Here is a 25,491-nt window from a genome sequence, read left to right on the forward strand (position 1 = left end):
GTTATCGCTGAGTGCTTAAGGCTGGAAGGACTTGAGCACAGTCAACAGGCTGGTGAGGTTATCCGAGACGCCGCCTTGGGCGACTTTTTCGGTGGCCGCCGCACCGGCGGTGGTATCGACGCTGTAGATCTGCATGACGCCCTGGTTGGTGGCCGCCTGGGCCAGGGTGTTTTGCTGCTGCTGGGCCGACACAGCGTTCTGGAACAGAATCGCCGTGGCCTGCGCCATGGATTGATAGATAGTGCTCATCGCCATCGCCGGCGATTCGGCCACCACTTTGACGTTGGTCTGGGTGACCGCGTCGGTAATTTGCTCGTTAACAAATGCCATGATCAATTTCCTTATAGGGGTACACGGTGCATTCCGTGTTCATGAATGAACGTTGCCAAACAGGCGCTGTGAAACGCGCGAGCTCAAGGTTTCGCAGTTGGGCCCAGCGCCGCTTCAATCTGCGTAATCAAACCCTGGATCAGGGCCTGCACTTCCTTGCGTTGCGCGTCCTTGTCCGGGGCCGCGCCGTCCAACACTTGGCGTAGCGCCGCCTCACGCTGCTCGGCGGCAGCCTTGAGCGCTTGCTCATTGGCCTTGGACTGCTCAAGCACCTGGCTGGCGCGCTTGAGGGTTTCGTCGACGATGGCCTGGGGCGTTCCGGCGAAGATCTGCGGGTTGCGCAGCATCGCTTCCAGGCGCAGGCGATCATCGCTGGACAGCACTGACGGTGTGGCTGGGTGAGCCATGACGGCCTCCTTGGGCACTACGTTGCTGGCTGAAGGGCCGCTAAAGCCGCACCTCGACGTTGTCCTGCCAGAAGCCCGAGAAGTAAAAATACGCCGAGGCATCACAGAACGTCGCCAACTCCGCAGGGGTAATGGCACTGGGTTGGTTGCCGAAAATCGCCGGCGGCGGCGGCAGCAGGTTGGCCGAGTTATAGAGGTTGCCGACTTCATAGCAGTTGGCCGCGAACTGGGAACAGAACGAGCTGCTGCCAATCGCCACCGACTCGTTGATGCGCTCGACCAGGCTGGTGTTGGAGGTCCAGCGCCGGAATGCAGAAATCATCGCGTTCCACACGCTGTAACGGCCACGGATATCGCCGCTGATCTTGTCGAAATAGAACTGCTTGGCCGCCACGACTGCCGCTTCGCCCAACTCACTGCTCACGCAAGAGAAGACCATCGCCGAACGCGGGGGCTTTTCAAGGCTGAGGTCAGTCAGCGACAACCCCTCACCCACGCTTTCAATCACCTGGGTGTCACTCACCGCAATCGCCGGATGAACCACATTCAGGAACGTCGTGTCCTGGGAAAACACCTTGGCCTTGACCAACTGGCCCGCACGAATGAACGCGCGCGTCGCGCTGTCGTCTTCTTGCTTCACCGAAAAAATAATATCTCCAGGCTGCATGATGTCGCTCCTCACTTAAGAAAAGTTGCTTTCAAGTTGCTGTTGCACCGTTCCAGAAGAACCCTGGAACGTTGTGCTCGGTTCAGGCCGCTGGCGCAGCCCGGTTGGCCAAGGTGTCGGCGTACTTGGCGATGCTCTGGTCGATCTTGTCGATGGCCACGCTGGCGGCTTCGGCTTCCATGGCACCCGCGGCGGCGGCCACAGCGGCAGCGGCGCCCACCAGCAAGTCGGTGGCCAAGGCGCCCAAGGCGTCTTCGGCAGCGGCCGGCAGGTTGTCCTTGATGATGTTCTCGGTCATTTGCTGGAGCAGCACGGCCTGGGCCGCCAGGGCGATCTTGCTGACCCCGTCGAAATACCCCGCCGCCGCCTGCGCCACCAGGCCGGCCGCCTGGCTGATCATCATGTCGGCGGGCACCGCAATCTGCGCCGGCGCATAGGCAAAGTTCTGCGAGTTGGTGAACTGCACCGCCTGCACGATCTGGCTGTTGAGGGCAGCGGTGCTGTCGGGCGACGGCGTGCTCGCCTGGTTGAGCAGGTGCTCGTTCATGCGCGCCATGATCGAGCGCGAGGCCGGTGCGGCGGGCGCCGGCGCAGGTGGGTCGGCGGCGGGCGTTGCTTGCGGGGCGGCGGGTTTCTTTCTACTGAACCACGACATAATCGATCTCCCGAGGGCTTAGCCCTTCTCGCCAATCTGCATGATCAGCGCCACGGCCTTGGAGATCACCGCATTCGAAATCTGGTTCATCGCCTGTTGGCTGTTGACCGCGTTCTGTAACGACAGGCCCGCCGCACTGCTCGCCACCTGATACAGCGACGCGATGGCCTGGGCCGGCGCTTCTGCCACCACTTTGACGTTGGTTTGGGTGACCGCGTCGGTGATCTGGCTGTTGACCTCTGTCATACATCTCTCCTTGATGGCATTCACCCAGGGTTGGGCGTGGGTAGTGGCGGCAGGACGCGCTCATACAACTAGAACGCCCCGCGCCGGCGTGTGTGAATCAAACTCAGCGCAAGGCGTTGCGCAGCAGCTGCACACGCTTGCGTACAAGTGGCAGCGTGACCTGCAACGCGGCAGCGATCTGCGGATACGGCAGGTCATCCACAAAGCGCATCTCAAACAAGCGCTGCTGCAACACCGGCAACCGCGCCACCTGCGCCTCGATCAGCTCGAGGCGCTCGTAACACTCCACCCGTTCCAGCACCGAAGCGCAGGGCGCGGCGAGTGCGGCCAGGTGATCGTGCTCAAGGTCCACCGAATCATCGAGCAGCCGCTCCTCGCGCTTGCTGCGTCGCAAGCTGTCGAGAAACACATGGTCGAGTACCAGAAACAGAAACCCCTGAGGGTCGCGAATGCGCTCCGGCGAACGCCGAAAGAACAGCAGGGCCTTGATCGCCGTGGCCGACAACCATTCCTGGCCCTGATCCAGATTGCCCTTGGCCCGCCGCAGCGCGCGCCGCTTGAGTTCGCCCTGCACGGCGCGCCAACTCGCTTCGAACAAACGGTCATCGGCGGCCCATTGATCCTTGAACTGAACAGTCATCCCCATCGCCAGCACTCCTGTGCATCCTTGATGAAGGGCCAGTCTGCAAGCGCGGGACAGGGGTGCGCTGTTACCTGCGGAACACTGCAATGACTAATTCAAGGCAAATGCCTTGCGCCGCAAATGCTCGAGATCGTTGATCACCATGCGTTCCAGATTGCCGCTGATCAGCCCACTGCGGCGCCACAATTGCAGCTGCACATTGAGCTTGGGACGGCTGGTGTTAAGCATCGACGCCAACACCCCCTGGCTGGCGGGCAAAGAGACGCTCGGCATGGCCAGCGCCAGGTCGATATCGCCCAGGTTGGCCAACAGAAACCGCGCCAACCGCGACTCCAACCGATGCAGGCACACCAACTCCAGCAACTCGATGGCCTGCAGCAAGCGCAGCATCATCAGCATCAACAAGCGCCGCAAAAACACCGGCTCCTCAAACAGCACACCAAAATGCCGGCTACCCAGTTGCAACAGCCGCGTGGGGCCACTGGCAAAGGTGGAAGACTCGCGCCCATGATCCTTGATCAACGCCGTCTCCCCCACCACCTGCCCGGCCCCGGTACTGCCGATAATCTGCTCCCGGCCGTCCGGCCCATGCACCACCGAATAAATCCGCCCCTCAACCACCAATGCAATAAATTCGAGGCTGTCGTCCTTGAAATACAGCAGTTCACGATCATCCAGCAGGCGCTCCACCATATGGGTGGCAACGTAGCGCAAGAGGTGCTCCGGCATACCTCGAAACAAATCGGAGCGGGCCAACAGGGTTTGTCTCAACGGGAGATCGAGCATCACGGTTCCTTTGGAATGCATGCGTTCACCTGGGGAATTGCGGCTTGGAAGCGGTTTAAAGCCACAAGAGCAAAGCAAACAAAGGGACGTGCGGCGCGGGGAGTTGTGAATGAGAGTGGCGATTAGCCATTTTGGGTGGGAAACGGCCGACAGTTACCGGCGAAAACGCTGGAATGGACGCATCAGGGCGACATGGGTATGATGTCGCCCGCACAAGCATCCGTAGCTCAGCTGGATAGAGTACTGCCCTCCGAAGGCAGGGGTCGTGGGTTCGAATCCCGCCGGGTGCACCAGATACAGATGAAAAAGCCCCAGGTTGAAAGACCTGGGGCTTTTTTGTGGGCGAATTTTTTAAGGCTATGGTTTTAGTTATCCGGGGGGTTCGGATGGATGCGTCTGGCTGGGGGGCTTGGGTCCTAGAACGACGGGGGCTCTAGTGGCAGCCAGAAATTCTGTGTGAGGGGTGGTAGTCAGGCAATGAGTTGGGTTCTGGTGTGAATATAAATAAATCTGTCCCCATTTTTTTCCGGCTATGACAAAGGCTATTTATCGACGTGAGCAAGTGATCTTTCTGCAAGTGCTGAAGCGCATGCGTGTGGAGTCAGGGATGACTCAGGCCCAGTGCTCTGCTGCGCTGGGGAGACCGCAATCGTTCATGAGTGACGTGGAGAGAGGAGTACGGCGGTTGGACACTGCCGAGTTACGTGATCTATGCCTAGTTTTACGAATAGTGATCTTACAAGCTTCTCTGCTATCTACGAGCATGCTTTGAGAGAGAAATAGGCCGCTGCGGCCATGCCCGTTGGTCGCCTTGTTAAAAGCATCGTACATTCTCAGCGTATCGGACGACGATCAAAGCATTCCTTGCCCCGGGCAGGTAGAGTGAGTGATCCGGACTCAGGCACTGCCCAGCGCATGCAAAGCCCAGCGACTCGAAGCCAGAGATATTGAGAAAGTACTCGACCGCCGAGGCGTGAGGTCTACGCACCTAGCATCCGCTTTAGAGAACAGGTGCTCAGTGACGTATAGTGGTGGCGGATGCAGAGCCGCTTTGTGTTTCGACGAGGCGTTTAACGATGGTGATACTTCAGCTAGAATTTTTATTATGAGCTTAAAAGACAAACATATTCGCTTCGCTTTGAAGCAACATCTGTTAAAACGACGGCCTGCGGCATCGAAAATTCTTGAGGAGTTACGCATTCAGAATGGAAACGCGATAGCTGACGTTGTAGCTTTTTATAAAGAAATGCACTGCTATGAGATTAAAGGCGAAACCGACAACGTAAGCCGCTTAACTAGACAGTCTGGATTCTACAACTTAGTATTCCCAAAATTAACAGCGGTAATAACTAAAAACCATCTAAAGTGGGCAGAAAATAATCTTCCGCCGTATTGGGGAATAATTCTTGCTAGTGAGCATGGAACAGACGTGATACTTAAGTACCAGCGAGGAGCGAAGCTTAATCCTCAGTTTGACAAAGAGATGGCACTCATGACTCTCTGGAAGGACGAATTAGTAAAAATCGCCAAGAACTCAACAAACCTTAAAGTAAAAACGTCACATACCAGACAAGAACTGGCATCAATTATAAGTCCATTATTAAGGAAAGACCTCACTCTAGATTTAGTAAGAGACGCCATCTTATCCAGATAGCTATATCGTTTTGACGATATACGTAATGTGAGCGCAAAGCATTCCTTTTATCCAAGAGCCTTGCGACCCCGCTTTAACAGGCTTTTTGGCCGACAAATAACTCCGATCATGAATATACTTATCCCCGTACGAGTAAGTCATAGTACGGTAGAAAGACTCTGGCACTATCATATCGGCTATATCAAAAAATTGGTTATTCCCTTTAGGATTAGTGTGTAACGAACTACCACGCAGGATAAAAAAACTATCTGCGTAAGGATAAAAAACTTTCGGAGTAGACACTAACCGAAGCAACTTAGGATCTAAATCGGCATCCGAATAGTCGGGACTAACCACTCCATAATCACCGAACTGCACTGGAAACTTCGACACCACCCTATTCCAGACGAGCTTTTCATTCCGGGGCACATGCAACTGTTTACTCGTTCCTATAAGCCCTGCTATGTTTGACGGGATTATTGATCCAGAAACTATAAGATTCCCGCAACTGAAATCCTTAGTAAATCCATCTAAAAAGCTATTAACAATTGCAAAATCGCTATTTACGTCAGATATCACACGCAGATCCAAAAGCAGATGCACCTCAGTAACGTTATATTTAGCGATCTCACCATATAGACTTACAATGTCTGACTTGGTTAGCTTGTAGCTTTCAATGTCCTCTCTTTGAAGGCGGATAGCAACTTTCCCACCCTTTTTTGCTAAATATGAAAATGCCGCAGTGTTATGATTTGCGTTTCGATCAAGAGCTAAAACCGGGATAGGGTTAAAATCAAAAAACCTTGACAGAATGTATTCATACTGATGCATCCCACTCAAGTGCACGTCATCATCGATATCATGGTTATCTATATAAAATTCAATAGCATGTTTTTCTTCGTATAAATTTTTTAAGCATTTTAACCCCATATCAATTCGCTTTATGATGCCTGCCTCTGACTGTATTTTTGTTGTTCGAGGTATATCAAATAAAGGGCGAATCTGCCCAGCTATATGACTAGGAAGCTCTTCTAACGCTTTCGCCTCATTTAGCTTTAGCTTCAAAAACGGGGAGTACTTAATCATTTAATCCTAGCTCGCTTCTCACGTCCATGAAATTTACAAGCTCAGAGTACAGGGTCCACTGCCCCGTCCTATGCCGAATCATACCAGCAGCGATTGCTGGGTGACATTCAGCCTCATTGCTCAGCTCTACGACTCTCTTCAAACTTCCCTGGTTAAGCATTATTTTTCTAAGAACATTACGCGGAATAAGCGAATCCGTGGCCAAACGATTTGCTTCAACTTCAACGTCACTGTCTGACGCCTGATCAAAATCATCAACAATAGGAGAATCTAAACTTTCATAATGTAGAACAATATGTGCTAACTCGTGACTCAACGTAAACCAAAAATTATCATATCTGTTATATCTAGCACTTATCCCTATTACTGGCACACCATTTATTAGCTTGAAAACACACCCATCAAGCTTCATAGCTGGTAAATATTTCTCCATTACTAATATTATGCCGTAGCGCTCAGCCAATAGCTCGGGTAGCGTTGTTATCGTGCTTGGATCCTGGCTGAGTCGAGTAACATCCCGCAGATCTTTCTCGGTAAAGGCAGACGAAAATGCCATGTCTCGATTCAAGCACAGACTGGTCGCCCGATCTTTTACAAGTGCTAACCACACTAATGCTAGTGCGTCATTTGCGGTTTCCGCCTTTCTATAGAGGGTACTACTGCCTGACGTAGATGAAACTGCGACTCGTAAGAGGAAATCATCAAAACTTTCATTTGGGAGGGTCCGCCCCTTGAGCACAGAGGGTTTACACCGACTCTTAAGCTCTGAGAAAACCTTGAACACACTTGATGCAGATCTACTAAGGCCGTGCAATACCGAAAAATCTTGGCCCTGAGTCATTTCTTTGTCATCGGACATTATGCCGCCCCCGCTATTTTTGCAGCAGTGGCGGGGCAGGCTTCAAAGTACACTAGGTTCTCTTTGTCTGGGTCAGCTGGAAACTCCGTCATACCTAAACCTCGATAATAAAGCTCGGCGGTAGGAAGCGAATGGAGACAAAATCCATGCCTATAACTTAGCGTTTCTAGGGCAAATTTCGAGACAAAAGAAATCAAACGGCTCCCCACCCCTGAAAACCTTCGGGTGTAGTCAGGACGATCTCTATTACTATACGACGCGGCGATATAATCAATATAGAAAATATTATCTCCGTCAAATCGACTTTGCTTAGGATGGTATACAATACAGGCACCCTGAACATGACCCTCGGCCATAAATAAAAACCAAATATAGTCATCAGACTTGCAATGAAAAGCTTTTGCAGTCCAATCCCAGTTCAAGTCCGCCAAGTTATAGCGTAATAGCGCTTCCTGAGCAAAATCTTCATCATCCAACTGAACGCCATATTTGGCTATGATCTCTTTGAGAACCATTGATTTTTCTGCCTGCCAGTCGGCCTGCATTTTGATAATTGCTCCCAGTTGAAACCCCGATGTGATTTCGTACTCGACCTGCGTGCCTGTGTGATTGCAAAGAATAGTTTTTGCCGACATCTCATTGCCTATATTAATTCCATTTAATTGCATAGCGAAATCATCAAAACCATATATTAAAAATGGTATAAGACACGCGATGAGAATATTACTAAAGCTTGAGCTACCTAGCCAGCCAGCTATTCTGCGCGGGTGATTATAGCGCATCCAGCATATCTCCGCCCATACGCCAAGACTGGAATCACCATAAAAACAATTAATTCTACCAAACGCTATATATCTGATTTTATTGAGAAATTTTATTATCTGCCCTTTGCTTTCGCTACCGGACGATGCGGTTGATGAGTCTCAACGAATTTAAGACTGGGCAAATGAATACGGTCAGCCGCATTGTTGGCAATGTCCGCCCACCGCAATACTCTCCCTCATACGAGGTAGATGGAAGCTGATGCGATGAGTCGAAGATTTTGAATAGACGCCACAAATTAGCCACAATCCCTTGGCTAATTGTAGCGACAGCCCACTAACCCCAGCTAACACAACTCATTGATTTCCCAGCTAATCCCCGCTAACGCATTGATTCTAAACGTCGACTTTTAGGACTCCGAAGGCAGGGGTCGTGGGTTCGAATCCCGCCGGGACTCCAGATACAGACGAAAAAGCTATAGGTCGAAAGACCCGGGGCTTTTTTGTAGCCGATTTTTTGTATGTATTGGGCTTCAAGTCTCCGCACTATCCAAATAATCGACCTGCGGTGTAAATAAATCTCTCCCATTCCCCCCAGCGCCTTTCCAGACAAACGATGCTCAAAATGTCGGAGCGGGCTTGCTCGCAAAGACGGAGTGTCAGCCAATACATATATGACTGATACACCGCTTTCGCGAGCAAGCCCGCTCCCACATTTTTGGCCAAGTTGTTTTCAAGATTCCATTAAAAAACCCACCACCGAGTAGTCGGTGGCGGGGTTTCTTTGCAGGCATCTATCGCTTCTGCAACGCCTCCAACCGCGCCGGCAAGTCTTCCTCGGGGAAGCGCTCATGCAGCGTCAACAGCTTTTCATCCGCCGCTTTGGCTTGCCCCGCCATGCGCAGGTTCACAATCTCCTGCAACCCTTCCTCCAACGAAGGCACAACGACCGGCGCGCGTTTGCTCAGTTTCGCCACGGGTGCATCCGCCATCGCACCGGTGATTTCAGCCTGAACCGGTGCAGACTCTACCCTCGGCGCGACCGCCATCCGCGCCATGGGTGCGGGCGCAGGTGCGGCATACATCTGTGGGGCTGGCGCCGCGGAAAATGTCGCGGGGGATATCTCCGGTTGCGACTCGGGCACGCGCATCACTACGCCGATCATCAGTGCTACACCGGCGACGGTGGCGAATGCCATTTGCCAGCGCGGTTGGCGGCAGGCTTGCAGCCAGCGTTGCCACAGGCTGGGTTGCGGCGCCGGGGCTTCGCGGCGGGCGGTGGCGAGGATGAAGGCGTCGAGGGACGCAGGCGGTTCGCCGGTGCTGTGTTGACGAAAATGCTGGATCAGCTCGTCGTCAGGTGTGTGTGGGGAGTGGTTCATACGAGTATCTCCTCGGCCAGCAGGCGGCGCAGTTTCTGCTGGGCGTAACGCAGGCGGCTTTTTACGGTTTCCAGCGGGGCGCCGGTGAGGGCGGCGATTTGCGGCACTTCGAGGTCGCCGTGCAGGCGTAGCAGGAAGACTTCGCGCTGGTCTTCGGGCAGGTCTTGCAAAGCGGCGTCGAGGCGCGCCTGGTCGCGGCTCAGGCTCAGTTGCTGCTCAGGGCCGGCGCTGTCGTCGGCCTGGGCGTGCAGCTGTTCGTCGTAGCTGTCATGTAAGGGGTTGTGGATGCCGTGCTTGCGCCAGTGGTCGATCAGGCGGTTGCGGGCAATCTGGAACAGCCATGTACGAAAACTCGCCCGGCCCTGTGGCTGGGTGGCGCTGCGGATCAGGCTGAGCCAGGTTTCCTGGTACACCTCTTCGGCCAGTTCGGCCTTGTTGCTCAGTGACACCAGGAACCGGTAAAGGCCCTGGCGGTGCCGCGCGTACAACACCTCGAACGCGGCAGCGTCGCCGGTTCGGTAGCGGGCCAGCAGCGATTCGTCGCTGAGTGAGTCATCTGGAACGGCCATGTCGTTGGCGAACTCCTTTTGATGGATCGATGCAAATTTACCGTGGGAGCTGGCTTGCCTGCGATGCAGGCGACTCGGTACATCCTGTACACCGAGTTGCTGCCATCGCAGGCAAGCCAGCTCCCACAGTTGGTTGTTGCCATGTTCGGGATCAGTGTTTGAGGCTCTGCGCCACTTCCACCAGTTGCACGAACTCGTTGCGCAACCCGAACGGGTCATCGCCGCGAGCCGAGCGGGCCAGTGCGGCGGTGTCTTTTAAGCTCATGCTGCCAGTGTAGCGGCCATCGCCCTTGAGCTGTTGGGCGAAGGCGGCCACCGCTGCCGCGAAGCGCAAGTCTTCGCTGGCCTGGGTGGTTTCGTTGCGGATGGGCCGTTCAATCAGTTGGCTGGCACCGCCCGCCGCCGGTTTGTAGCGTACGCGCAGCATGGCCAGCTCAGCGGAGGTGTTTTCGGCCGCAGGCGCGGCGGCGTAACGCAACGGCTCCAACCAGCCCTTCTCGCCCTTGGGCACAATTTCGTACAGCGCGGTCACGGTGTGCCCGGCGCCAATTTCACCGGCGTCGACCTTGTCGTTGTTGAAATCCTCACGTTTGAGTGCGCGGTTTTCATAACCCAACAAGCGGTATTCGCTGACCTGGGCGGGGTTGAATTCCACCTGCAACTTTACATCCCGCGCCACCACCGCCAGGGTCGAGCTGAGCTGGTCTACCAGCACTTTGCGGGCTTCGCGCAGGTTGTCGATGTAGGCGTAGTTGCCGTCGCCGGCGTCGGCAAGCTGCTCCATCAGGTGCTCGTTGTAGTTATCCACACCGAAACCCAGGGTGGTCAAGGACACGCCGCTTTTGCGCTGGTCGACGGCCATCTGCTTGAGGCTGTCGAAGTCGCTGACGCCCACATTGAAGTCACCGTCGGTGGCCAGCAGGATGCGGTTGATGCCCTTCTCTATAAAGCCGGCACGGGCCATCTGGTAAGCCAGCTCGATGCCGGAGGCGCCTGCCGTTGAGCCGCCGGCGGTGAGTTGGTCGATGGCGTTGCGGATCCTGGTTTTGTCGCGCCCGCTGGTGGGTTCAAGCACCACACGCGACTCACCGGCGTAGACCACCAGCGACACACGGTCTTGATCACGCAACTGGTCCACCAGCAATTTCAGCGTGCTTTTCACCAGCGGCAAGCCTTCACGGCGGTCCATGGAGCCCGACACATCCACCAGAAACACCAGGTTGGCTGGCGCAAGGTCTGCCACCGCGCGGTCGGACGCTTTGATGCCGATGCGCAGCAATCGCGTGTGCGGGTTCCACGGTGTGGCGGCGACTTCGGTGGTCACGCCAAAGGGCGAGCCATCAGTGGGCAGCGCGTAGTCATAGGGGAAATAATTGAGCAGTTCCTCCAGTCGAACGGCGCCGTCAGGTGGCAGCCGCCCTTGGTTGAGGAAACGTCTCACATTGGCGTAACTGCCGGTGTCGACGTCGGCGCTGAAGGTCGAGACCGGGGTTTGTGCAACGCTGTAGACCGGGTTGTCGGGCAGGTTCTGGTAGCGTTCGTGAGGCTCGGCCCGATAGGCCAAGGCCACGGCTTCGTGCATGGCCATTGGCGCGGCCATCAGCACAGGCATCGCTGCCTGCTTGCTCAAGGCACCCTCAGCCTGAGGCTCGGCGGGCGCGGGAGGCTTGGCCACCTCTCTGGACGATGAAAGCCCACAGCCGGCCAGCGAAGCCAGTACGGCAACCGCAACGCTGCAGACAAGGGGACGGAGCACTAAACGAGCATGTGACATGGCGCAGAACCTCAACAGTAAATAATCCGTTCATAGGCTCAGACGCAAAGCACTTCGGGTTCGGGTTAAATCTCGGAATTTACGCATACAACACGCTTGCCCTACAGAGTACCAAGCCATCGGGCGTCAGCTGGAAGCATCGAGCCCTGTAGGTCACTCAACGATGCCGAGCCCGAAACAACTTACGATTACCGAGAAACTCCAGAATGCTCTTAACGAAAATACTCACACTGTAAGCAATTCTATATTTCCAAAAAAAACACGTTAAACACAAACGACATATCAGCTTTCAACAAGACGCGTAATGCTTGGGGAACCCGACTCTTTGACACGAAATTTAAAAACCGGATAAACATAACAGCCGTTGCAAACCATGTCATACCGGCCTGTTGACACACACTAGAAATAAATACTCTATTGGAAATTAACTTATAGGGTGCGAAGGTATTTCCAGCACACGGACATGCACTTCCCTACACAAGGAATAGGCCAACAACAAGAACATGGATTACTCTTATGAGAATCGACTTGCGCCCGTCTGTTTTCCAGCAACCCAACTACAGCCAACATTTTCTGCGCCCGCTTATTCAGCCTTTTGCCCAACCCTATCTCAACCACCCGGTCTTCAGACCTTTCGTGCAGCCATTTCTCAAACACCCCTTCGTGCGTAAGTTCGTACAGCCCTCTATTCAGCCACCCACACGGCGGCCATTTAATCCAACCACAACAACCAACCCGACGACATTCGACACCGCCACCAAACGCTACTGGGACGGCAAAGATCCAACTCTGCGCGCCAACGACCCCTACGCGGCTAACCTCAATGTGCGCTCTTTCGATGAGCGCCAGGCAACCAACAATCTCACTCGGGGAAACCTTAAGTGGCATGACAACAATGCCGACGGCAAGGTCTCTGTTTCCTACTCGTTCAACAGCGCCGCCTGGCAATTCGATGGTCGCCAGAGAGAAATGGCACGACGTGCCATGCAGTCATGGAGCGATGTGTCCAATCTCTCCTTTGAAGAGAATGGGCCACGCACAGAGGGCAAAATGTCATTTGGCATATCGAACGCCGTCGGCACCGCCGTAGGCTATTACCCAAGCAACCATTACCAAGGAGGCAACACCCTGTATAACCCCACCAGGGTCACGCGCCACGACTTGATTCATGAAACGGGTCACGCCCTGGGGTTGTCGCATACCGGCAACTACAATGGCGGCTATGACGAGAACCGAAGGAGTCACGTACAGGATTCCCAGGCTCATAGCGTCATGAGCTATTTCGGGGCGGCACTGAGCGGCAAAAGCCATGGCGGCGCCCAACCAGCGTCAGCCATGATGGATGATATTTCCGCCATCCAGGCGCTCTATGGCGTCAACCGCCAGATCCGTCAGGACAACACCACCTACGGGTTCAACTCCAATAGCCAGCGCGACTACTACACCCTCAATTCCAACCGGGACACTGCCGTGTTCTGCATATGGGACGGCGGTGGCAACGATACCCTGGACGTTTCCGGCTACCGTTCCAACCAGACCATTAATCTCAAGGCTGGCTCGTACTCCGATGTCGGCGGGCTCAGGGGCAACGTGTCGATTGCCCGGGGTGTCGTCATGGAAAACGCCATCGGCGGCTCAGGCGACGACGCGCTGATCGGCAACGATTTCGATAACCGGCTCACCGGTGGCGCGGGTGGAGACCGGCTGCGCGGAGGCGGCGGCGCGGATACATTTGACTACAACAGTGCCAGTGACTCCACGCCCGACAACCCCGATACGATTATGGATTTTGTCAGCGGCACCGACAAAATTAATGTGTCCGTGGCCATGAAGCACGCCAATGTCGACGCCCTGGCCTTCGTCAGTGAGATGACAGGCAAGGCCGGTCAGACCGTGCTCACCTACGATCAACAAAGCGGCAAGGGCAGCGTGGCGATTGACCTGACGGGCGACGGCAAAGCCGACCTGCTGATCCGCACTTATGGGCAAGTCAAAGCAGACGATATTGTCGCCTCCGCAAACACCACAGCCCATCATCAACAGCCTGAGACCCCCACTACTCGATCCACACTCACACCCACCCGCCCCTCCCACCGTTCAATGACACACACTTACGAAAAGGTCAGTAACTCGTCCTATCAGAATGCCGACTTGATTGAGGACTTTGTCAGTGGCAAAGACAAGATCAATCTCACTGCCTTGGCCAAGAATACCGGCACACCGCTGCGGCTTGTCGATACCTATACAGGCCGCATTGGCGATACCGTTGTTAAGTTAAATTCACGCAGTGGTCGATACTTTGTGGGCGTGGACTTTACGGGTAATCGCCAGACCGACTTTCTGGTCAAAAGCACTCAACTAATAAAACCCGAGGACATTATGGGTTTGACTGCAAACTTCCAAAGCCAAGCCAGGGTATTTTCTCGCAGGTAGTCACCTCGAAGGTTTAACCCTATCAACCCCTGACACCATCGCGTGTTCCCATGAGCGTTAACGTTCACACCTCCGCTCGCCTATTAAAAGGATTCAAGTAGATGCTCTCTGTTGATAACAAGCCTTATACGGCGCTTGCATTATTTGAGCCTGCCCATCAACAACCGGGTGCTGTAAAGGACCAGCCATTGGCGTCCTACACCACCGACCGCGCCGCCAGGCACCTGCTGCGCACCAGCCGGGAAATGGGATTGAAATGGCAAGACCATACCCGCGACGGCGTCATTGATATTGCCTACGAGTTCTTCACGCCGGATGAGCCACACAGGGTCAGTCATGTACCCAAGGGTGCCCGTGAGTTAAATGAACAACAAAAGAAACGGGCGCTTATGTCGATGCAAGCCTGGGCGGATGTGACCCGTATAAAGTTCTCACATAAAGGCGCGAGTACCGAGGGGCGACTGACCCTGGGTCTTTACGAGGGTAACGAGGAATCCTATGCGACCCTGCCGTTTCCCAAGAGCTTCAAAAAAGGAGGCGAGGCATGGCTGGACTCAGGGCATGCACAACCCAGGACCGACCGTTACGACCAACATGTCATGGCTCACGAAATTGGGCATACCCTGGGCCTTGACCATACCGGTGACTATACCCAGCAACCCGCCACGCGCGACTACTTGGAGGACACTCAAGCCTATAGCGTGATGAGCTACAACCCCGAGATCAGAAGTGGTCAGAACTTCTCAAAAAACGCACAGTGGACCCATTACTCGGTGGCGCCCCTGATGCATGACATTGCAGCTATACAGGCCGCTTACGGCGCCAACTACCAGACCCGTCGCGGCGATACCGTTTACGGTTTCAACTCCAATACCGAGCGTGATTATTTCAGCCTGAAGTCCTCGCGGGACGCGCCGGTTTTTTGCATATGGGATGGCGGTGGCAACGATACGTTGGACTGTTCCGGTTTCAATCAGAAACAAACCATCAACTTGAACGCCGAAGCTTTCTCTGATGTGGGCGGTATGAAAGGCAACGTTTCCATCGCCAAGGGCGTGACCGTGGAAAATGCCATTGGCGGCAGCCATGACGATACGTTGATTGGCAACAACGCCAACAACCGCCTCAAGGGCGGGGGCGGCGCAGACACGTTGAGGGGCGGCGGCGGCGCGGATGTTTTTGTCTACGACAAGGCCAGCGATTCAACCGCTGCGGGTGCTGACCTGATCACCGATTTTGTCAGCGGCCGAGACAGGATCGACCTTACCGGGCTGAGCCAGAGCACCCGCACTCAGCTGCGACTGGTCCACACCTACTCCGGCCGCGCGGGCGACACGCTGGTGAGGTTCAACGCCTACAGTAATCGGTACTTTGTCGCCATTGACCTGACAGGAAACGGCCAGACGGACTTCCTGCTGAAAAGCACGCGGTTGATAAGGCCCCAGGATATCAGTGGGCTGATGACCTCACGGCCTATATTCGGATAAACGCACTGTCGCACCAGGGTTCAAAGTCGTCCCTGAACACGTGTGAAAAACGGTCATTCGCGGTGGCCGTTTTTTCTGATGCAGGGCGAAAATTCAGCCCAGGACTGGGCATTGGCTTAACCCTGTGTAGGAACACTTTACCTGCAAGAAAAACGACTTACTCGGACACACATCGGGCTTTGGAAAGTGACGCCAACACTGGCAACTTCACACTAGGCAAAAGGGAACCTGCCTGCCTCACCAAGAAGGAAAAGTGCCAATACCCCGTGAGAACAACGATCTTGAGAATTAATCCTGTAACGCCGATGTACAAGCCTTATTCGAGCAGCGCTCAGTCAGCCCAAAGCCCTGCACACCGCCGCTGGGACGCCCCGGTTGCCCGCTCTCTCAGCGGCAATGGGGGCAACTATGACCCGACTCAACGCTCGGATGATCCCTACACAAGTAGAGCCGACAGGCCGTCATTTAATCAGCGTCAGGCCGTTGAGCAACTGACGGGTGGCAGGTGGAAATGGCAGGACCGAAACCAAAACAACAGGACCGAGATTTCCTACAACTTCACTTATGAACAGGGTCTTGGATTCAACGACTACGAGAAACAAGAAGCACGGCGCGCCATCCAGTCCTGGGGCGATGTGGCGAACCTGACGTTCACTGAAAACGGCGGCCCGGCAGAAGGACGGCTGGCCTTCCGTATTTCCAATAATGTGATAGTTGCCGACGGCTACTACCCCTATAGCAACGACAAAAACGGCATCGCTGGCGATACCCGCTATCAACCGGGCTTTGTGACACGCCCCACCGTAACCCACGAAATCGGTCACACGCTCGGCCTGAATCACCCCGGTACTTACAACGGCCAAAAAGACGACGCCAAACGGTTTTATGCCCAAGACTCTAAAGCCCATACCGTCATGAGCTATTACCCTGCCCAAAGCAGTGGCAAACACTTCGAGGGCAGGCCGCTGGCTCCCATGATGGATGACATCAGTGCTATCCAGCACCAGTACGGCGCCAACTATCAAACCCGCCGAGAAAACAACATCTACGGTTTCAACTCCAACACCGGCAGGGACCACTACTCCCTGAGAAGCCATCAGGACGCCGCTATTTTTTGCGTATGGGATGGCGCCGGCAATGACACGCTGGACTTCTCGGGTTACGGCAATAACCAAACGATCAATCTGAGAGATGGCTCGTTTTCCGACGTAGGTGGTTATCAGGGCAACGTCTCTATCGCCCGCAACTGCCTTATCGAAAACGCTATCGGTGGCTCAGGCCACGATGTGCTGATCGGCAACGCCGCCGATAACCGGCTCACCGGTGGGGCGGGTGCGGACCGCATGCGCGGCGGCGGCGGCGCCGACAGTTTCGTCTATAACCACGCCAGCGACTCCACGCCTGCAAACCCCGATGTCATCATGGATTTCACCAGCGGCACCGACAAGATTGACCTGCGCGGGCTGGAGCGAAGGTCCAACACGCGATTCAAGCCCGTCCAGGCGTTCAGCGGGCGTATCGGCGACGCGATCGTGGGCTTCAACCCGCAGACCCAGCGCCACTTCATCGCCATCGACTTGACCGGCAACCGCACAGCAGACTTCGTGGTGACCAGTACGCAAGTGATCAGGCCACCGGATGTGCTTGTAAACTGACGGCAACGCGTGACACCCAACCCGCGAAGCCTTTGCAGACCCGAGCGGTCAGCAAAGGCTGTTCACGGTTGAACAGGTACTTAGTCGGTGCCGTATTTCGGGTTACGCGGGCCATACAAAATGCCGGTGCGCTGCCCGGCCGACAGCAGGCGGACACTGGCAATACCGGCAATCGGGTGCGCCGCATCGGTGGAGCTGTTGATCACCTGCTTGACCGCTGCCGAGACCAGCATGCCCACCAGGCCGCCGCCATTGTTGTTGCCTTCCTCGCTGGAAGCGCGTGCCGAGCCGGTCCACAACGTGGTGCCGGTGCGCAGGTCCACCAGCTTGGCCGAGGCGGTCACGGAGGTGTCGCTGGAGATCAGCATGTACTTGGTGCCGTAGTCGCTGATGGTGATGTACAGCGCCGCGTCCGCACCAAAAATGTCATGCAGCTTGCCCGGCGCCACGCCCTGGATATCGTTGGCGGTGGTCAGGCCGTTCTGGCGGAAAGTTTCGTCCACCAGAGCAATCGGCAACACGTAGTAACCGGCTTCGGCCAACGGGTAGGTGACCTGCGAAACCAGGCTGTAGGAGGCCTGCACTTCCGGCGACTCATTGATGGGTGGCAGTACCAGGATCGACTTCGGCCGAGCCTGTTTGAACGCTGTGTAATCAATGGTCTTGGGCGCCGCGCAGCCGCCGAGCAATGCCAGGGCCAGCAAGGCGCCGGTGAGTTTTAACAGGTTCATTTAGTGGCAACTCCAGCCTTGGCGTTTTTCAGCAAAAAGTCCATGTACGCAGCGGACTCAGGGAACAATGCCTTCTCGGTGCGGAACTCCTGCACCATCTGGTCATCCTTGCCCATGCTCAGGTACAGCATGCCCAGGTGCGCGTGGTAACCCGGCGGGGCCTTGCGGCCGCTGGCGTTGATCTTTTGCAGATCGCGTTCCAGGGCTTCCACCTGCGCTTCCTTGGGCTCGCCCTTGAAGTACTCGTAAACCTGCGGCTGGTAGCTTTCCCACTGATACAGGGGTTGGGGCGCCGTGTGGCACCCGGCGACCGTCGCGATTGCTGTCAGCATCAGCGCCAACTTAACTGCCTTGCTCATCCGTGTAGTGCTCCTTGGCGTTGTTGTTATTAGTTGCGCGGGTTCCAGGCGCCGGCGTTGATGCCGTCTACCAGGCGGTTGATCGCTTCGCGCATGGCCAGGTCCAGAACCTTGCCATTGAGCGTGGAGTCGTAGCTGGCAGTGCCGCCAAAACCGATGACTTCACGGTTGGAGAGCGCGTACTCACCGGCGCCCTGGGTGGAATACACCACTTCGGAGGTGCTGATGTTGACGATATTCAGCGCAACTTTGGCGTAAGCCACTTGGGTTTTGCCACGGCCGAGAATGCCGAACAACTGGCGGTCGCCGGTCTCTTTGCGGCCGAACTCGGTCACGTCGCCCGTCACCACGTAGTCAGCACCTTTGAGCTTTTGCACGGTGCCTTTGATCGCGGCTTCCTGGGAGATTTCGCCCATGTTGTCGCGGTCCAGCACGCTGAAGCGGTTGGTCTGCTGCAGGTGGGTGATCAGGATGGTCTTGGCCTGGCCGCCAAGGCGGTCAACGCCATCGGAGAAGATGCCGCGCATGTAGCTGGAACGGTTATCGAACTTGCCCACGGCAATCGGTACACGTACGCCGGAATAGGCCACGCTGGCGCTGGCAACTTGCTCCACCGGCATCGCACGGTTGCTCTCGGTGGCGCAACCGGCCACGCTCAGCAGCGCTGCGGCGGTGAGGCCCGACAGCAGAATTTTGGACAGTGTTTTCACAGAGTGCTCCTAGAGGTGAAACCAGCGCAAAGGGCTGTTATGTAAGTTATCAACGAAGTCGCGGCAATCAGATTTTGCTGAAAACGCGCGCGCGTTTGCACGCAGCCTCAACATGGAAAGTGTCGAGCCCGCCAATAGCGGTATCAGGAAGGGTGACTGCCTCGCAGCAGTGCGGTTGAAACGTGCGGCCCGCGGTGAGGCGGGTGGCAGGGAGAAAAGCAGAGAGGCGCATTGCTTGATTCATCCTTGAAAAATGCCTTGTATCCAGTGCGCGGCATTTTACGGGGTTGCCCTGTGTACTCAAGCGGTTTCGCTGCTGCGGGGGCGTTCGCCGCTCAACGGCATTCTGTTACGCTGCGCGCCCGCCTCAAGTTACACAGCCATCGGTCGAGACATTGGCTTGGCTTGTTCATTAAATAGGGATATTGCGTGTTGAAAACCCTCCTTCGGGCTGCGGCCCTGCTCGCGACGCTGTCGATGACCGGCTGCGTCTCTTACACCGTCACCGGCCCCATCGGCGCCCCGCTCCACCCGGCCCCCGTCAGCAGCCCGCGCAGTGCGCAAGTCGCTGATGTGACAGTGAGCGCCGCCGACGTCAACGACGCCAATAAAACTGCGATCAGCCGTTCGCTCACGGCCCAACTCAACCAGTACGTGCGCACGGCGGGTTACTTCAAGCAGGTCACTGAGTACCCGGTGCGCCTTGGCGAAAACGACGTCGCGTTGAAATTCAACATGACCTCCCTCAAAGGCCACCGTGGCGTTCACCCCGCCTACGTGCCTGGCGCGCTGCTGACGCTGACGATCTGGATCTGGGTCAACGGCCCGATTTTCGTCGACACCTTCGACGTGGCCGGCGACCTGGTGATTGTCGACCGTGACGGCAAGGAACTGGCGAGCGCCAAGCAAGAGGTCAAGTTTGAACGCAACGTGGGCCTCTACGGCCGCGAATACTGGGCCCCGACCATGGGCGCCAAACAGTTGAACGAACTGGTCGCGCAACTGCTCGATACCGCCACTGCCAAACTGGCCAAACCGTAATTTCAGGGAGCAACACATGAAAGGGTTGATCAAACACAGCCTGGTCCTCGCCGCCGTCTTGTTGACCGGTTGCGTGTCCTACTCGCAACACGAATTGCCAGCCGTGCAAACCTGGCCGCCGACCGCCAGCACACCGGCACAGAAACCCACCGCCTACGTGCGCACCACGGCGCTGAGCCAAGTCAACGGCGGCCCCGGCAATACCACGGCCGGCGCACCGGCGGCGCTGTGGGAAAAAACCGTGGCCGATGGGTTCCGCCAGTCCAACCGCTTTGCACGGGTGAGCACCGACAAGGTCGACTCGGACATCTACGTTGACGCCACGCTGTACAACAACGAACAGTTCAGCATGGCCTCGGCGATTATTACCGGCGTCACGTTCTTCATCATCCCGTCCACCGCGAAGAACACCTTCACCCTGGAAACCGTGTTCAAGGACAAGGACGGCAAAGAACTGGGCCGGGTCAAGAAAAGCGAATCGGTGCGCACGTGGATGCACTTGGTGCTGATCGTAGGCATCCCGTTCCAGGCCAATACCGGAGAAGTGGTTGAAGCACTGACCCGCAGCACGCTGGATGAGGCCGTGCAGCGCAAGTTGTTCTGACAAACACTCCCACAGAGGTTTGGTGGTGTTGGATTGGAATGCATGCCGCACTGGCGCCAGTTGTTCTGAAAGCCAACCCAAGCTACCTGAAACACCCACATCCAAATGTGGGAGCGGGCTTGCCCGCGATTGCAGTGTGTCAGCCAATACATGTATCGACTGACCCGCCGCTTTCGCGAGCAAGCCCGCTCCCACAGGGGTTCGGTGGTGTTGGCTTGGAGCGCGTAACGCACTGTCGACAGCTGAGCTGAAAGCCAACCCAAGCTACCTGAAACACCCACATCCAAATGTGGGAGCGGGCTTGCCCGCGATAGCAGTGTGTCAGTCGATACATGTATCGACTGACCCGCCGCTTTCGCGGGCAAGCCCGCTCCCACAGGGGTTCGGTGGTGTTGGCTTGGAGCGCGTAACGCACTGTCGACAGCTGAGCTGAAAGCCAACCCAAGCTACCTGAAACACCCACATCCAAATGTGGGAGCGGGCTTGCCCGCGATAGCAGTGTGTCAGCCAATGCATGTATCGACTGACCCGCCGCCTTCGCGGGCAAGCCCGCTCCCACAGGGGTTCGGTGGTGTTGGCTTGGAGCGCGTAACGCACTGTCGACAGCTGAGCTGAAAGCCAACCCAAGCTACCTGAAACACCCACATCCAAATGTGGGAGCGGGCTTGCCCGCGATAGCAGTGTGTCAGCCAATGCATGTATCGACTGACCCGCCGCCTTCGCGGGCAAGCCCGCTCCCACAGGGGTTCGGTGGTGTTGGCTTGGAGCGCGTAACGCACTGTCGACAGCTGAGCTGAAAGCCAACCCAAGCTACCTGAAACACCCACATCCAAATGTGGGAGCGGGCTTGCCCGCGATAGCAGTGTGTCAGTCGATACATGTATCGACTGACCCGCCGCTTTCGCGGGCAAGCCCGCTCCCACAGGGGTTCGGTGGTGTTGGCTTGGAGCGCGTAACGCACTGTCGACAGCTGAGCTGAAAGCCAACCCAAGCTACCTGAAACACCCACATCCAAATGTGGGAGCGGGCTTGCCCGCGATTGCAGTGTGTCAGCCAATACATGTATCGACTGACCCGCCGCTTTCGCGAGCAAGCCCGCTCCCGCAGGGGTTTGGCGCTGAGGCTTAGAACGCGTAACGCGCTTTGAGCATCACGCCATCGGCGTCAAAGCCACTGCGCGCCTGGCGGGTGTAGCTGGCGCCCACGGTGAAGTCCGACACCTGGTAGTTCACGCCCACACTCGCCTCGTAGCTGTCACGCGCCACCGACGCGCCGGTGGTGGTGAACGCCGCACCACCCGCCACAAAGTTGGAGGTTTGCGCGACGCGATCACCCATCAGGTCGTGATAGGCCATCAAAGTCGCTTCCGGTTGCAGGCTGCCTGCGCCCATCGGCAAGTTGCCGGCCAAACGCACACCGGCGCCCAACTCACCCACTTCATAACGCTGCGAACGCGTGCTCAGCGCCGCCGAAGAACCCTTCTCGTCGTAGCCGTCCATGCGCACGTTGGCATAACGCGCCGCCACGCGCGGTTCGATCACCACCGCCTGCGACGGCTTGAAGCCGTAGCCGCCGATCACGCTGGCTGCCAACACGTTGCTGTCGTAACTGCCCTTGGCCGTGGTGCCCGCCACATGGCGCTTGCTGTCGTTGTCGTTATGACCGTAGCTGAGGCTGCCATCCACAAACCAGTTTTGCAGCGCCCAGTTGCCATACAGCGACAGCGCGTGGCCCTCCACATCGGTCTTGTTGCCCAGGTCCGAATGGATGTTGGAATTAAGGTAGCTGTAAGCCACGCCCAGGGTGGTGGTGTCGTTCAAACGCCCGTCCACACCCACGGCCATGCCGCTGCTGTTGGCCGAGTAACCGTTGTTACCGCCGCGCCCATCCTGGTCCATGTTGCTGCTCAAACCCTGCACCCACACGCCGCCGGTTTGATGGCCTTCGCGCTGGTCGGTAAGGCGGTTGAAGATTGCGCCATTGATAACAGTCTGCCCCGACAACGCCACATCCAGCGCGCCACGGTTGACGTCCGGCTTGAGCTGCTCGCTCACTTGAGCAAGCTGTTGCGCAGTCCCGGCGTTGGCGAGAGACTGGAACACTGGGTCGTTCTGGTTGAGCCCGCCGAGCACATCGTTCTTGAACGTATTCACCGCCGTGGCCGCTGCGGCGCTGGCACCTGCACCGGCAAGTTCCTGCTGCACTTGCTGGTTGTCTTTAACTGCGACGACAGCCTTGACCGTTTGCGCATCCGCCGAGTAGCTCAGCACGTTGAGCAGCGATGACGAACTGGCAACCGACAGGCCGTTGTTCTGCACACTGGTGGCCTGCAACAGCGTGTATTGGGTGCCGTTATTGGTATGCGCAAAGTCGCCTGGCTGCGCACTCACCGTGAGCTTCGACGCCTGAGCGAAATTAGCCGTGCCGTTAACCGACAGATACGGCGTGGTCGGTACCACGCTGTCGGCCAGGTGCATATCAATGCCCGCGCCGCTGGCCACATTGAGGTTGCCGCTGATCGTGGTACCGGGCGCGGCCAGGTTCAGCGAGCCGGAATTGATCGACACCGGCGCGATGATGCGCTGGCCGGCGAAATCAGCTTGGCCAGCGACATTCACCGCGCTCAGGTTGAGCAGGTCGCCGGTGATTTTGCCGCCCGTCCAGTTCAACGTGGCAAGGTTGGCGGCGTCGATGGCCGTGCCGGATTTGCTGCGGATCTCGCCTGCTTGCTGGTTGATCTCGAACGGCGAAGTCTGGTCGCGGGCATCGACCAGGATCGCGGTGCTGTCGGCACTGATCAGGCCACGGTTGATAACGCCGCGCGCGCCCGACTGCGGGTTCTGGGTAAAGGTCGCCCCAGTCAGATGCACAGCCACCGCATTGGCGCCGTTGGCTTCAATCGTGCCGGTGTTGAGCAAGTAATCGAAGGTGCCGGAGTTGAACTGTACGGCCCTGGCCATGCCACCGTTGACCGTCACCACACCGCTGTTTTCTATGCGCAGGTCACTGGTGTCGGTTTCAACTTCAATGCCCAACGCCTCTTCACCCGTGACGCGGATGGTGCCGGAGTTGAGGATTTTGCCGCCCACGGTCACCGGCATGTTGTTATGGGTGTCCAGGATCAGGCCGTAGCCGTAGATGGAAGTGACATCAATCAGGCCGGAGTTGATCACGTCACCACCGACGGTCGTACCATTGAGGTACATGCCCTCGCCGTCACTGTACGACCCCGGCACGTCAACGGCGACGATAGTTCCGGAGTTGATCACGCTGCCGCCGATGTTCGCGGCGCCCACTTCAAAACCTTCGGCCCAGGTCTGGTTGGTCAGCCTGATCGTACCGGCCTGGATCACATCACCGGTGATCGTGCCGCCACGGGCACGCAGATCAGAGTCCAGCGCGCCATCCACCACAAAACCACGAATGTTGAGGCCACTGCCATCAATGTTGTAGTCGGCACGGTTGATCAGCGAACCCTGAACATTGGTCTCGGCAACACTGGCCCCATCGACATTGCGCTGGGTGGCCACCACATTGCGCGACCCGACCAAGGTGACAGGCTCGTTGAACACCTGGCCTTTCCACTTGTTCTGGCCGCTGCTCACGTCGAATTCCACCGCTGTAACATGCGCGGCGCCTGCGCTGACCATCAGGGCCAGCAGGGTTTTCTGGAACCGCTTACGCTTCATTTCAAACTCCATGAACTACAGTCAAAGCCGCTAATACGCCCGGCGGCTGTAGGTGTGCTGAGCGAGGGATCAGATGATCCGAATGCATTCCCCAAGGCACTTTGCTGAACCACAGGCGCGGGCAATCGCACCGCAGTCGGTGGTGGCAGACAAGGGAATGGGGAGGCGAAGTTCACATTAATCCTTAATGTCGTTTTAAAACGCTGCAGTCCATGCAGCCCGACCGGTTGCGGGTGGGCGGGGTAAAGACCCAGGCTTGAGGGAAATGGTTCCTTTTGCGGTAGGAAACTTCCCCAAACTACCGAGGGTTTGCCTGATATCCGTGAGCGGACGGCGGAATGCGTTGGGGATGGTGGGGTTGGGGATAGGCGAAAGGAGGTTGGGTCAGGGCGTTGGTGCCTTGCGTGGGTTTGGGTGGGGGGCTTATAGTCCGGCCCGTCGCCCATATGGCGATCAGGTTTGGCGACCTGACAACAGAGTGCAAAAGCAACCCGCTTCCATGCAGGTGTTTTTGCACCCGCAAAGCTGTGCATGTTATGGCGGCTGTGCGCGGGAGACCTTCGGGTCTGCCGGTTACTCTGTTCCGGTTCGCCAACCTGCGTACAGCTGCCACCCATTCGTTTGGCGACGAATGCGTGGTGGCTTAATCCACTAACAGAGTACTGAAAATGAACCAATACATGCCCCTAACGGGCCACGACTGCACCGTCCCCGCTCTGCTTATCGACACCAGCGCGCCCCTCGACGTGCTCCACGACGCCGCCGCGTACCGGATTCGCGCCGTCACGCAACTGTTGGAAAACCTGGCCTTCCGCGAACAGCTCAGCAGCGATGCTGTGGTGCTTCAAGACTTCGCCCAACTACTGGCTATACCGCTGCGCGATGGATGTGATTTGCTGGATGTCATCATTCGCAGGCTTAACAGCGTCAACTGACCGCGACAGGGCGGCTGACGAGTTGCCCTGTTAATGGTGAGGCAGTGAA

At 56.6% G+C, this 25,491-nt stretch carries 25 protein-coding genes and 1 tRNA gene; 9 read left to right on the forward strand and 17 right to left on the reverse strand.

The features are described from left to right. Positions 1–15 precede the first annotated feature (15 nt). From ACQY47_RS13610 to ACQY47_RS13640, 7 genes are all read right to left on the reverse strand, one after another. The gene (locus ACQY47_RS13610) at positions 16–330 is read right to left on the reverse strand and encodes a RebB family R body protein (RefSeq protein WP_005783676.1); all 315 of its coding nucleotides are present in this window, start codon (positions 328–330) and stop codon (positions 16–18) included. 83 nt (positions 331–413) lie between these two features. Then, positions 414–737, reverse strand: a complete 324-nt coding sequence (locus ACQY47_RS13615; protein WP_138451229.1) for a hypothetical protein — start codon at positions 735–737, stop codon at positions 414–416. A 40-nt stretch (positions 738–777) separates the two neighbouring features. Beyond that, entirely contained in the window at positions 778–1,404 is a 627-nt protein-coding gene (locus tag ACQY47_RS13620) for a hypothetical protein (protein WP_428557252.1), read from the reverse strand. Between the two features lie 82 nt (positions 1,405–1,486). Beyond that, positions 1,487–2,059 carry a hypothetical protein gene (locus ACQY47_RS13625; RefSeq protein WP_428557253.1) on the reverse strand — a complete coding sequence of 191 codons (573 nt, stop codon included), beginning with the start codon at positions 2,057–2,059 and terminating at the stop codon, positions 1,487–1,489. 18 nt (positions 2,060–2,077) lie between these two features. Then, positions 2,078–2,305, reverse strand: a complete 228-nt coding sequence (locus tag ACQY47_RS13630) for a RebB family R body protein (RefSeq protein WP_003187543.1) — start codon at positions 2,303–2,305, stop codon at positions 2,078–2,080. A 103-nt stretch (positions 2,306–2,408) separates the two neighbouring features. After that, complete coding sequence (locus ACQY47_RS13635) at positions 2,409–2,951, reverse strand: RNA polymerase sigma factor (RefSeq protein ID WP_017136685.1); 543 nt, start codon at positions 2,949–2,951, stop codon at positions 2,409–2,411. A gap of 87 nt (positions 2,952–3,038) precedes the next feature. Continuing rightward, positions 3,039–3,755 carry a Crp/Fnr family transcriptional regulator gene (locus ACQY47_RS13640; RefSeq protein WP_099549558.1) on the reverse strand — a complete coding sequence of 239 codons (717 nt, stop codon included), beginning with the start codon at positions 3,753–3,755 and terminating at the stop codon, positions 3,039–3,041. 195 nt (positions 3,756–3,950) lie between these two features. Between ACQY47_RS13640 and ACQY47_RS13645 the strand changes: the two genes are divergently transcribed. From ACQY47_RS13645 to ACQY47_RS13655, 3 genes are all read left to right on the forward strand, one after another. Continuing rightward, positions 3,951–4,027 (forward strand) — tRNA-Arg (locus tag ACQY47_RS13645). Positions 4,028–4,341: 314 nt separating this feature from the next. After that, positions 4,342–4,506: a hypothetical protein gene (locus ACQY47_RS13650; RefSeq protein WP_428557254.1), complete on the forward strand. Its 165-nt coding sequence runs from the start codon at positions 4,342–4,344 to the stop codon at positions 4,504–4,506. A gap of 333 nt (positions 4,507–4,839) precedes the next feature. After that, positions 4,840–5,388: a sce7726 family protein gene (locus ACQY47_RS13655; RefSeq protein ID WP_177032320.1), complete on the forward strand. Its 549-nt coding sequence runs from the start codon at positions 4,840–4,842 to the stop codon at positions 5,386–5,388. Here ACQY47_RS13655 and ACQY47_RS13660 read toward each other — a convergent pair whose 3' ends face one another. From ACQY47_RS13660 to ACQY47_RS13685, 6 genes are all read right to left on the reverse strand, one after another. Continuing rightward, on the reverse strand, positions 5,389–6,453 hold the full coding sequence (locus ACQY47_RS13660) for a beta family protein (RefSeq protein WP_428557255.1): 1,065 nt from the start codon (positions 6,451–6,453) through the stop codon (positions 5,389–5,391). It abuts the gene before it with no gap. Further along, positions 6,446–7,312 (reverse strand): ImmA/IrrE family metallo-endopeptidase, encoded by an 867-nt coding sequence (locus ACQY47_RS13665; RefSeq protein ID WP_177032316.1) that lies wholly within the window; start codon positions 7,310–7,312, stop codon positions 6,446–6,448. The genes ACQY47_RS13660 and ACQY47_RS13665 overlap by 8 nt, the downstream gene beginning before the upstream one ends. Further along, the gene (locus ACQY47_RS13670; RefSeq protein WP_428557256.1) at positions 7,312–8,094 is read right to left on the reverse strand and encodes a hypothetical protein; all 783 of its coding nucleotides are present in this window, start codon (positions 8,092–8,094) and stop codon (positions 7,312–7,314) included. The genes ACQY47_RS13665 and ACQY47_RS13670 overlap by 1 nt, the downstream gene beginning before the upstream one ends. A 773-nt stretch (positions 8,095–8,867) precedes the next feature. Next, positions 8,868–9,455 (reverse strand): hypothetical protein, encoded by a 588-nt coding sequence (locus tag ACQY47_RS13675; RefSeq protein WP_428557257.1) that lies wholly within the window; start codon positions 9,453–9,455, stop codon positions 8,868–8,870. Further along, complete coding sequence (locus tag ACQY47_RS13680; protein WP_428557258.1) at positions 9,452–10,024, reverse strand: RNA polymerase sigma factor; 573 nt, start codon at positions 10,022–10,024, stop codon at positions 9,452–9,454. The genes ACQY47_RS13675 and ACQY47_RS13680 overlap by 4 nt, the downstream gene beginning before the upstream one ends. Before the next feature lie 151 nt (positions 10,025–10,175). Beyond that, the gene (locus ACQY47_RS13685; RefSeq protein WP_428557259.1) at positions 10,176–11,798 is read right to left on the reverse strand and encodes a vWA domain-containing protein; all 1,623 of its coding nucleotides are present in this window, start codon (positions 11,796–11,798) and stop codon (positions 10,176–10,178) included. A gap of 516 nt (positions 11,799–12,314) precedes the next feature. Here ACQY47_RS13685 and ACQY47_RS13690 point away from each other — a divergent pair. From ACQY47_RS13690 to ACQY47_RS13700, 3 genes are all read left to right on the forward strand, one after another. Continuing rightward, complete coding sequence (locus ACQY47_RS13690) at positions 12,315–14,231, forward strand: M10 family metallopeptidase C-terminal domain-containing protein (protein WP_428557260.1); 1,917 nt, start codon at positions 12,315–12,317, stop codon at positions 14,229–14,231. Positions 14,232–14,332: 101 nt separating this feature from the next. Continuing rightward, positions 14,333–15,718 (forward strand): M10 family metallopeptidase C-terminal domain-containing protein, encoded by a 1,386-nt coding sequence (locus tag ACQY47_RS13695; protein ID WP_428557261.1) that lies wholly within the window; start codon positions 14,333–14,335, stop codon positions 15,716–15,718. A gap of 266 nt (positions 15,719–15,984) precedes the next feature. Further along, complete coding sequence (locus ACQY47_RS13700) at positions 15,985–17,373, forward strand: M10 family metallopeptidase C-terminal domain-containing protein (protein WP_428557262.1); 1,389 nt, start codon at positions 15,985–15,987, stop codon at positions 17,371–17,373. A gap of 80 nt (positions 17,374–17,453) precedes the next feature. Here ACQY47_RS13700 and ACQY47_RS13705 read toward each other — a convergent pair whose 3' ends face one another. Genes ACQY47_RS13705 through ACQY47_RS13715 form a run of 3 tightly spaced genes read right to left on the reverse strand, consistent with a single transcriptional unit; the run spans position 17,454 to position 19,173 of the window. Further along, positions 17,454–18,104, reverse strand: a complete 651-nt coding sequence (locus ACQY47_RS13705; protein WP_017136674.1) for a DUF799 domain-containing protein — start codon at positions 18,102–18,104, stop codon at positions 17,454–17,456. Next, complete coding sequence (locus tag ACQY47_RS13710) at positions 18,101–18,463, reverse strand: DUF4810 domain-containing protein (RefSeq protein WP_017136673.1); 363 nt, start codon at positions 18,461–18,463, stop codon at positions 18,101–18,103. Before ACQY47_RS13710 ends, ACQY47_RS13705 begins: the two co-directional genes overlap by 4 nt. Positions 18,464–18,492: 29 nt before the next feature. Beyond that, entirely contained in the window at positions 18,493–19,173 is a 681-nt protein-coding gene (locus ACQY47_RS13715) for a CsgG/HfaB family protein (protein ID WP_017136672.1), read from the reverse strand. A gap of 429 nt (positions 19,174–19,602) precedes the next feature. Between ACQY47_RS13715 and ACQY47_RS13720 the strand changes: the two genes are divergently transcribed. Both ACQY47_RS13720 and ACQY47_RS13725 read left to right on the forward strand, forming a co-directional pair. Beyond that, positions 19,603–20,214 (forward strand): hypothetical protein, encoded by a 612-nt coding sequence (locus tag ACQY47_RS13720; protein ID WP_169986733.1) that lies wholly within the window; start codon positions 19,603–19,605, stop codon positions 20,212–20,214. 16 nt (positions 20,215–20,230) lie between these two features. After that, on the forward strand, positions 20,231–20,818 hold the full coding sequence (locus ACQY47_RS13725; protein ID WP_428557263.1) for a hypothetical protein: 588 nt from the start codon (positions 20,231–20,233) through the stop codon (positions 20,816–20,818). Between the two features lie 1,124 nt (positions 20,819–21,942). Here the strand turns inward: ACQY47_RS13725 and ACQY47_RS13730 are convergent. Beyond that, entirely contained in the window at positions 21,943–24,507 is a 2,565-nt protein-coding gene (locus ACQY47_RS13730; protein WP_428557264.1) for an autotransporter domain-containing protein, read from the reverse strand. A gap of 680 nt (positions 24,508–25,187) precedes the next feature. Between ACQY47_RS13730 and ACQY47_RS13735 the strand changes: the two genes are divergently transcribed. Next, complete coding sequence (locus ACQY47_RS13735) at positions 25,188–25,442, forward strand: hypothetical protein (RefSeq protein ID WP_017136667.1); 255 nt, start codon at positions 25,188–25,190, stop codon at positions 25,440–25,442. The last annotated feature ends 49 nt before the right edge of the window (positions 25,443–25,491 follow it).

It is taken from the genome of Pseudomonas edaphica (genome assembly GCF_965277385.1).
Taxonomy (GTDB): Bacteria; Pseudomonadota; Gammaproteobacteria; order Pseudomonadales; family Pseudomonadaceae; genus Aquipseudomonas; species Aquipseudomonas edaphica.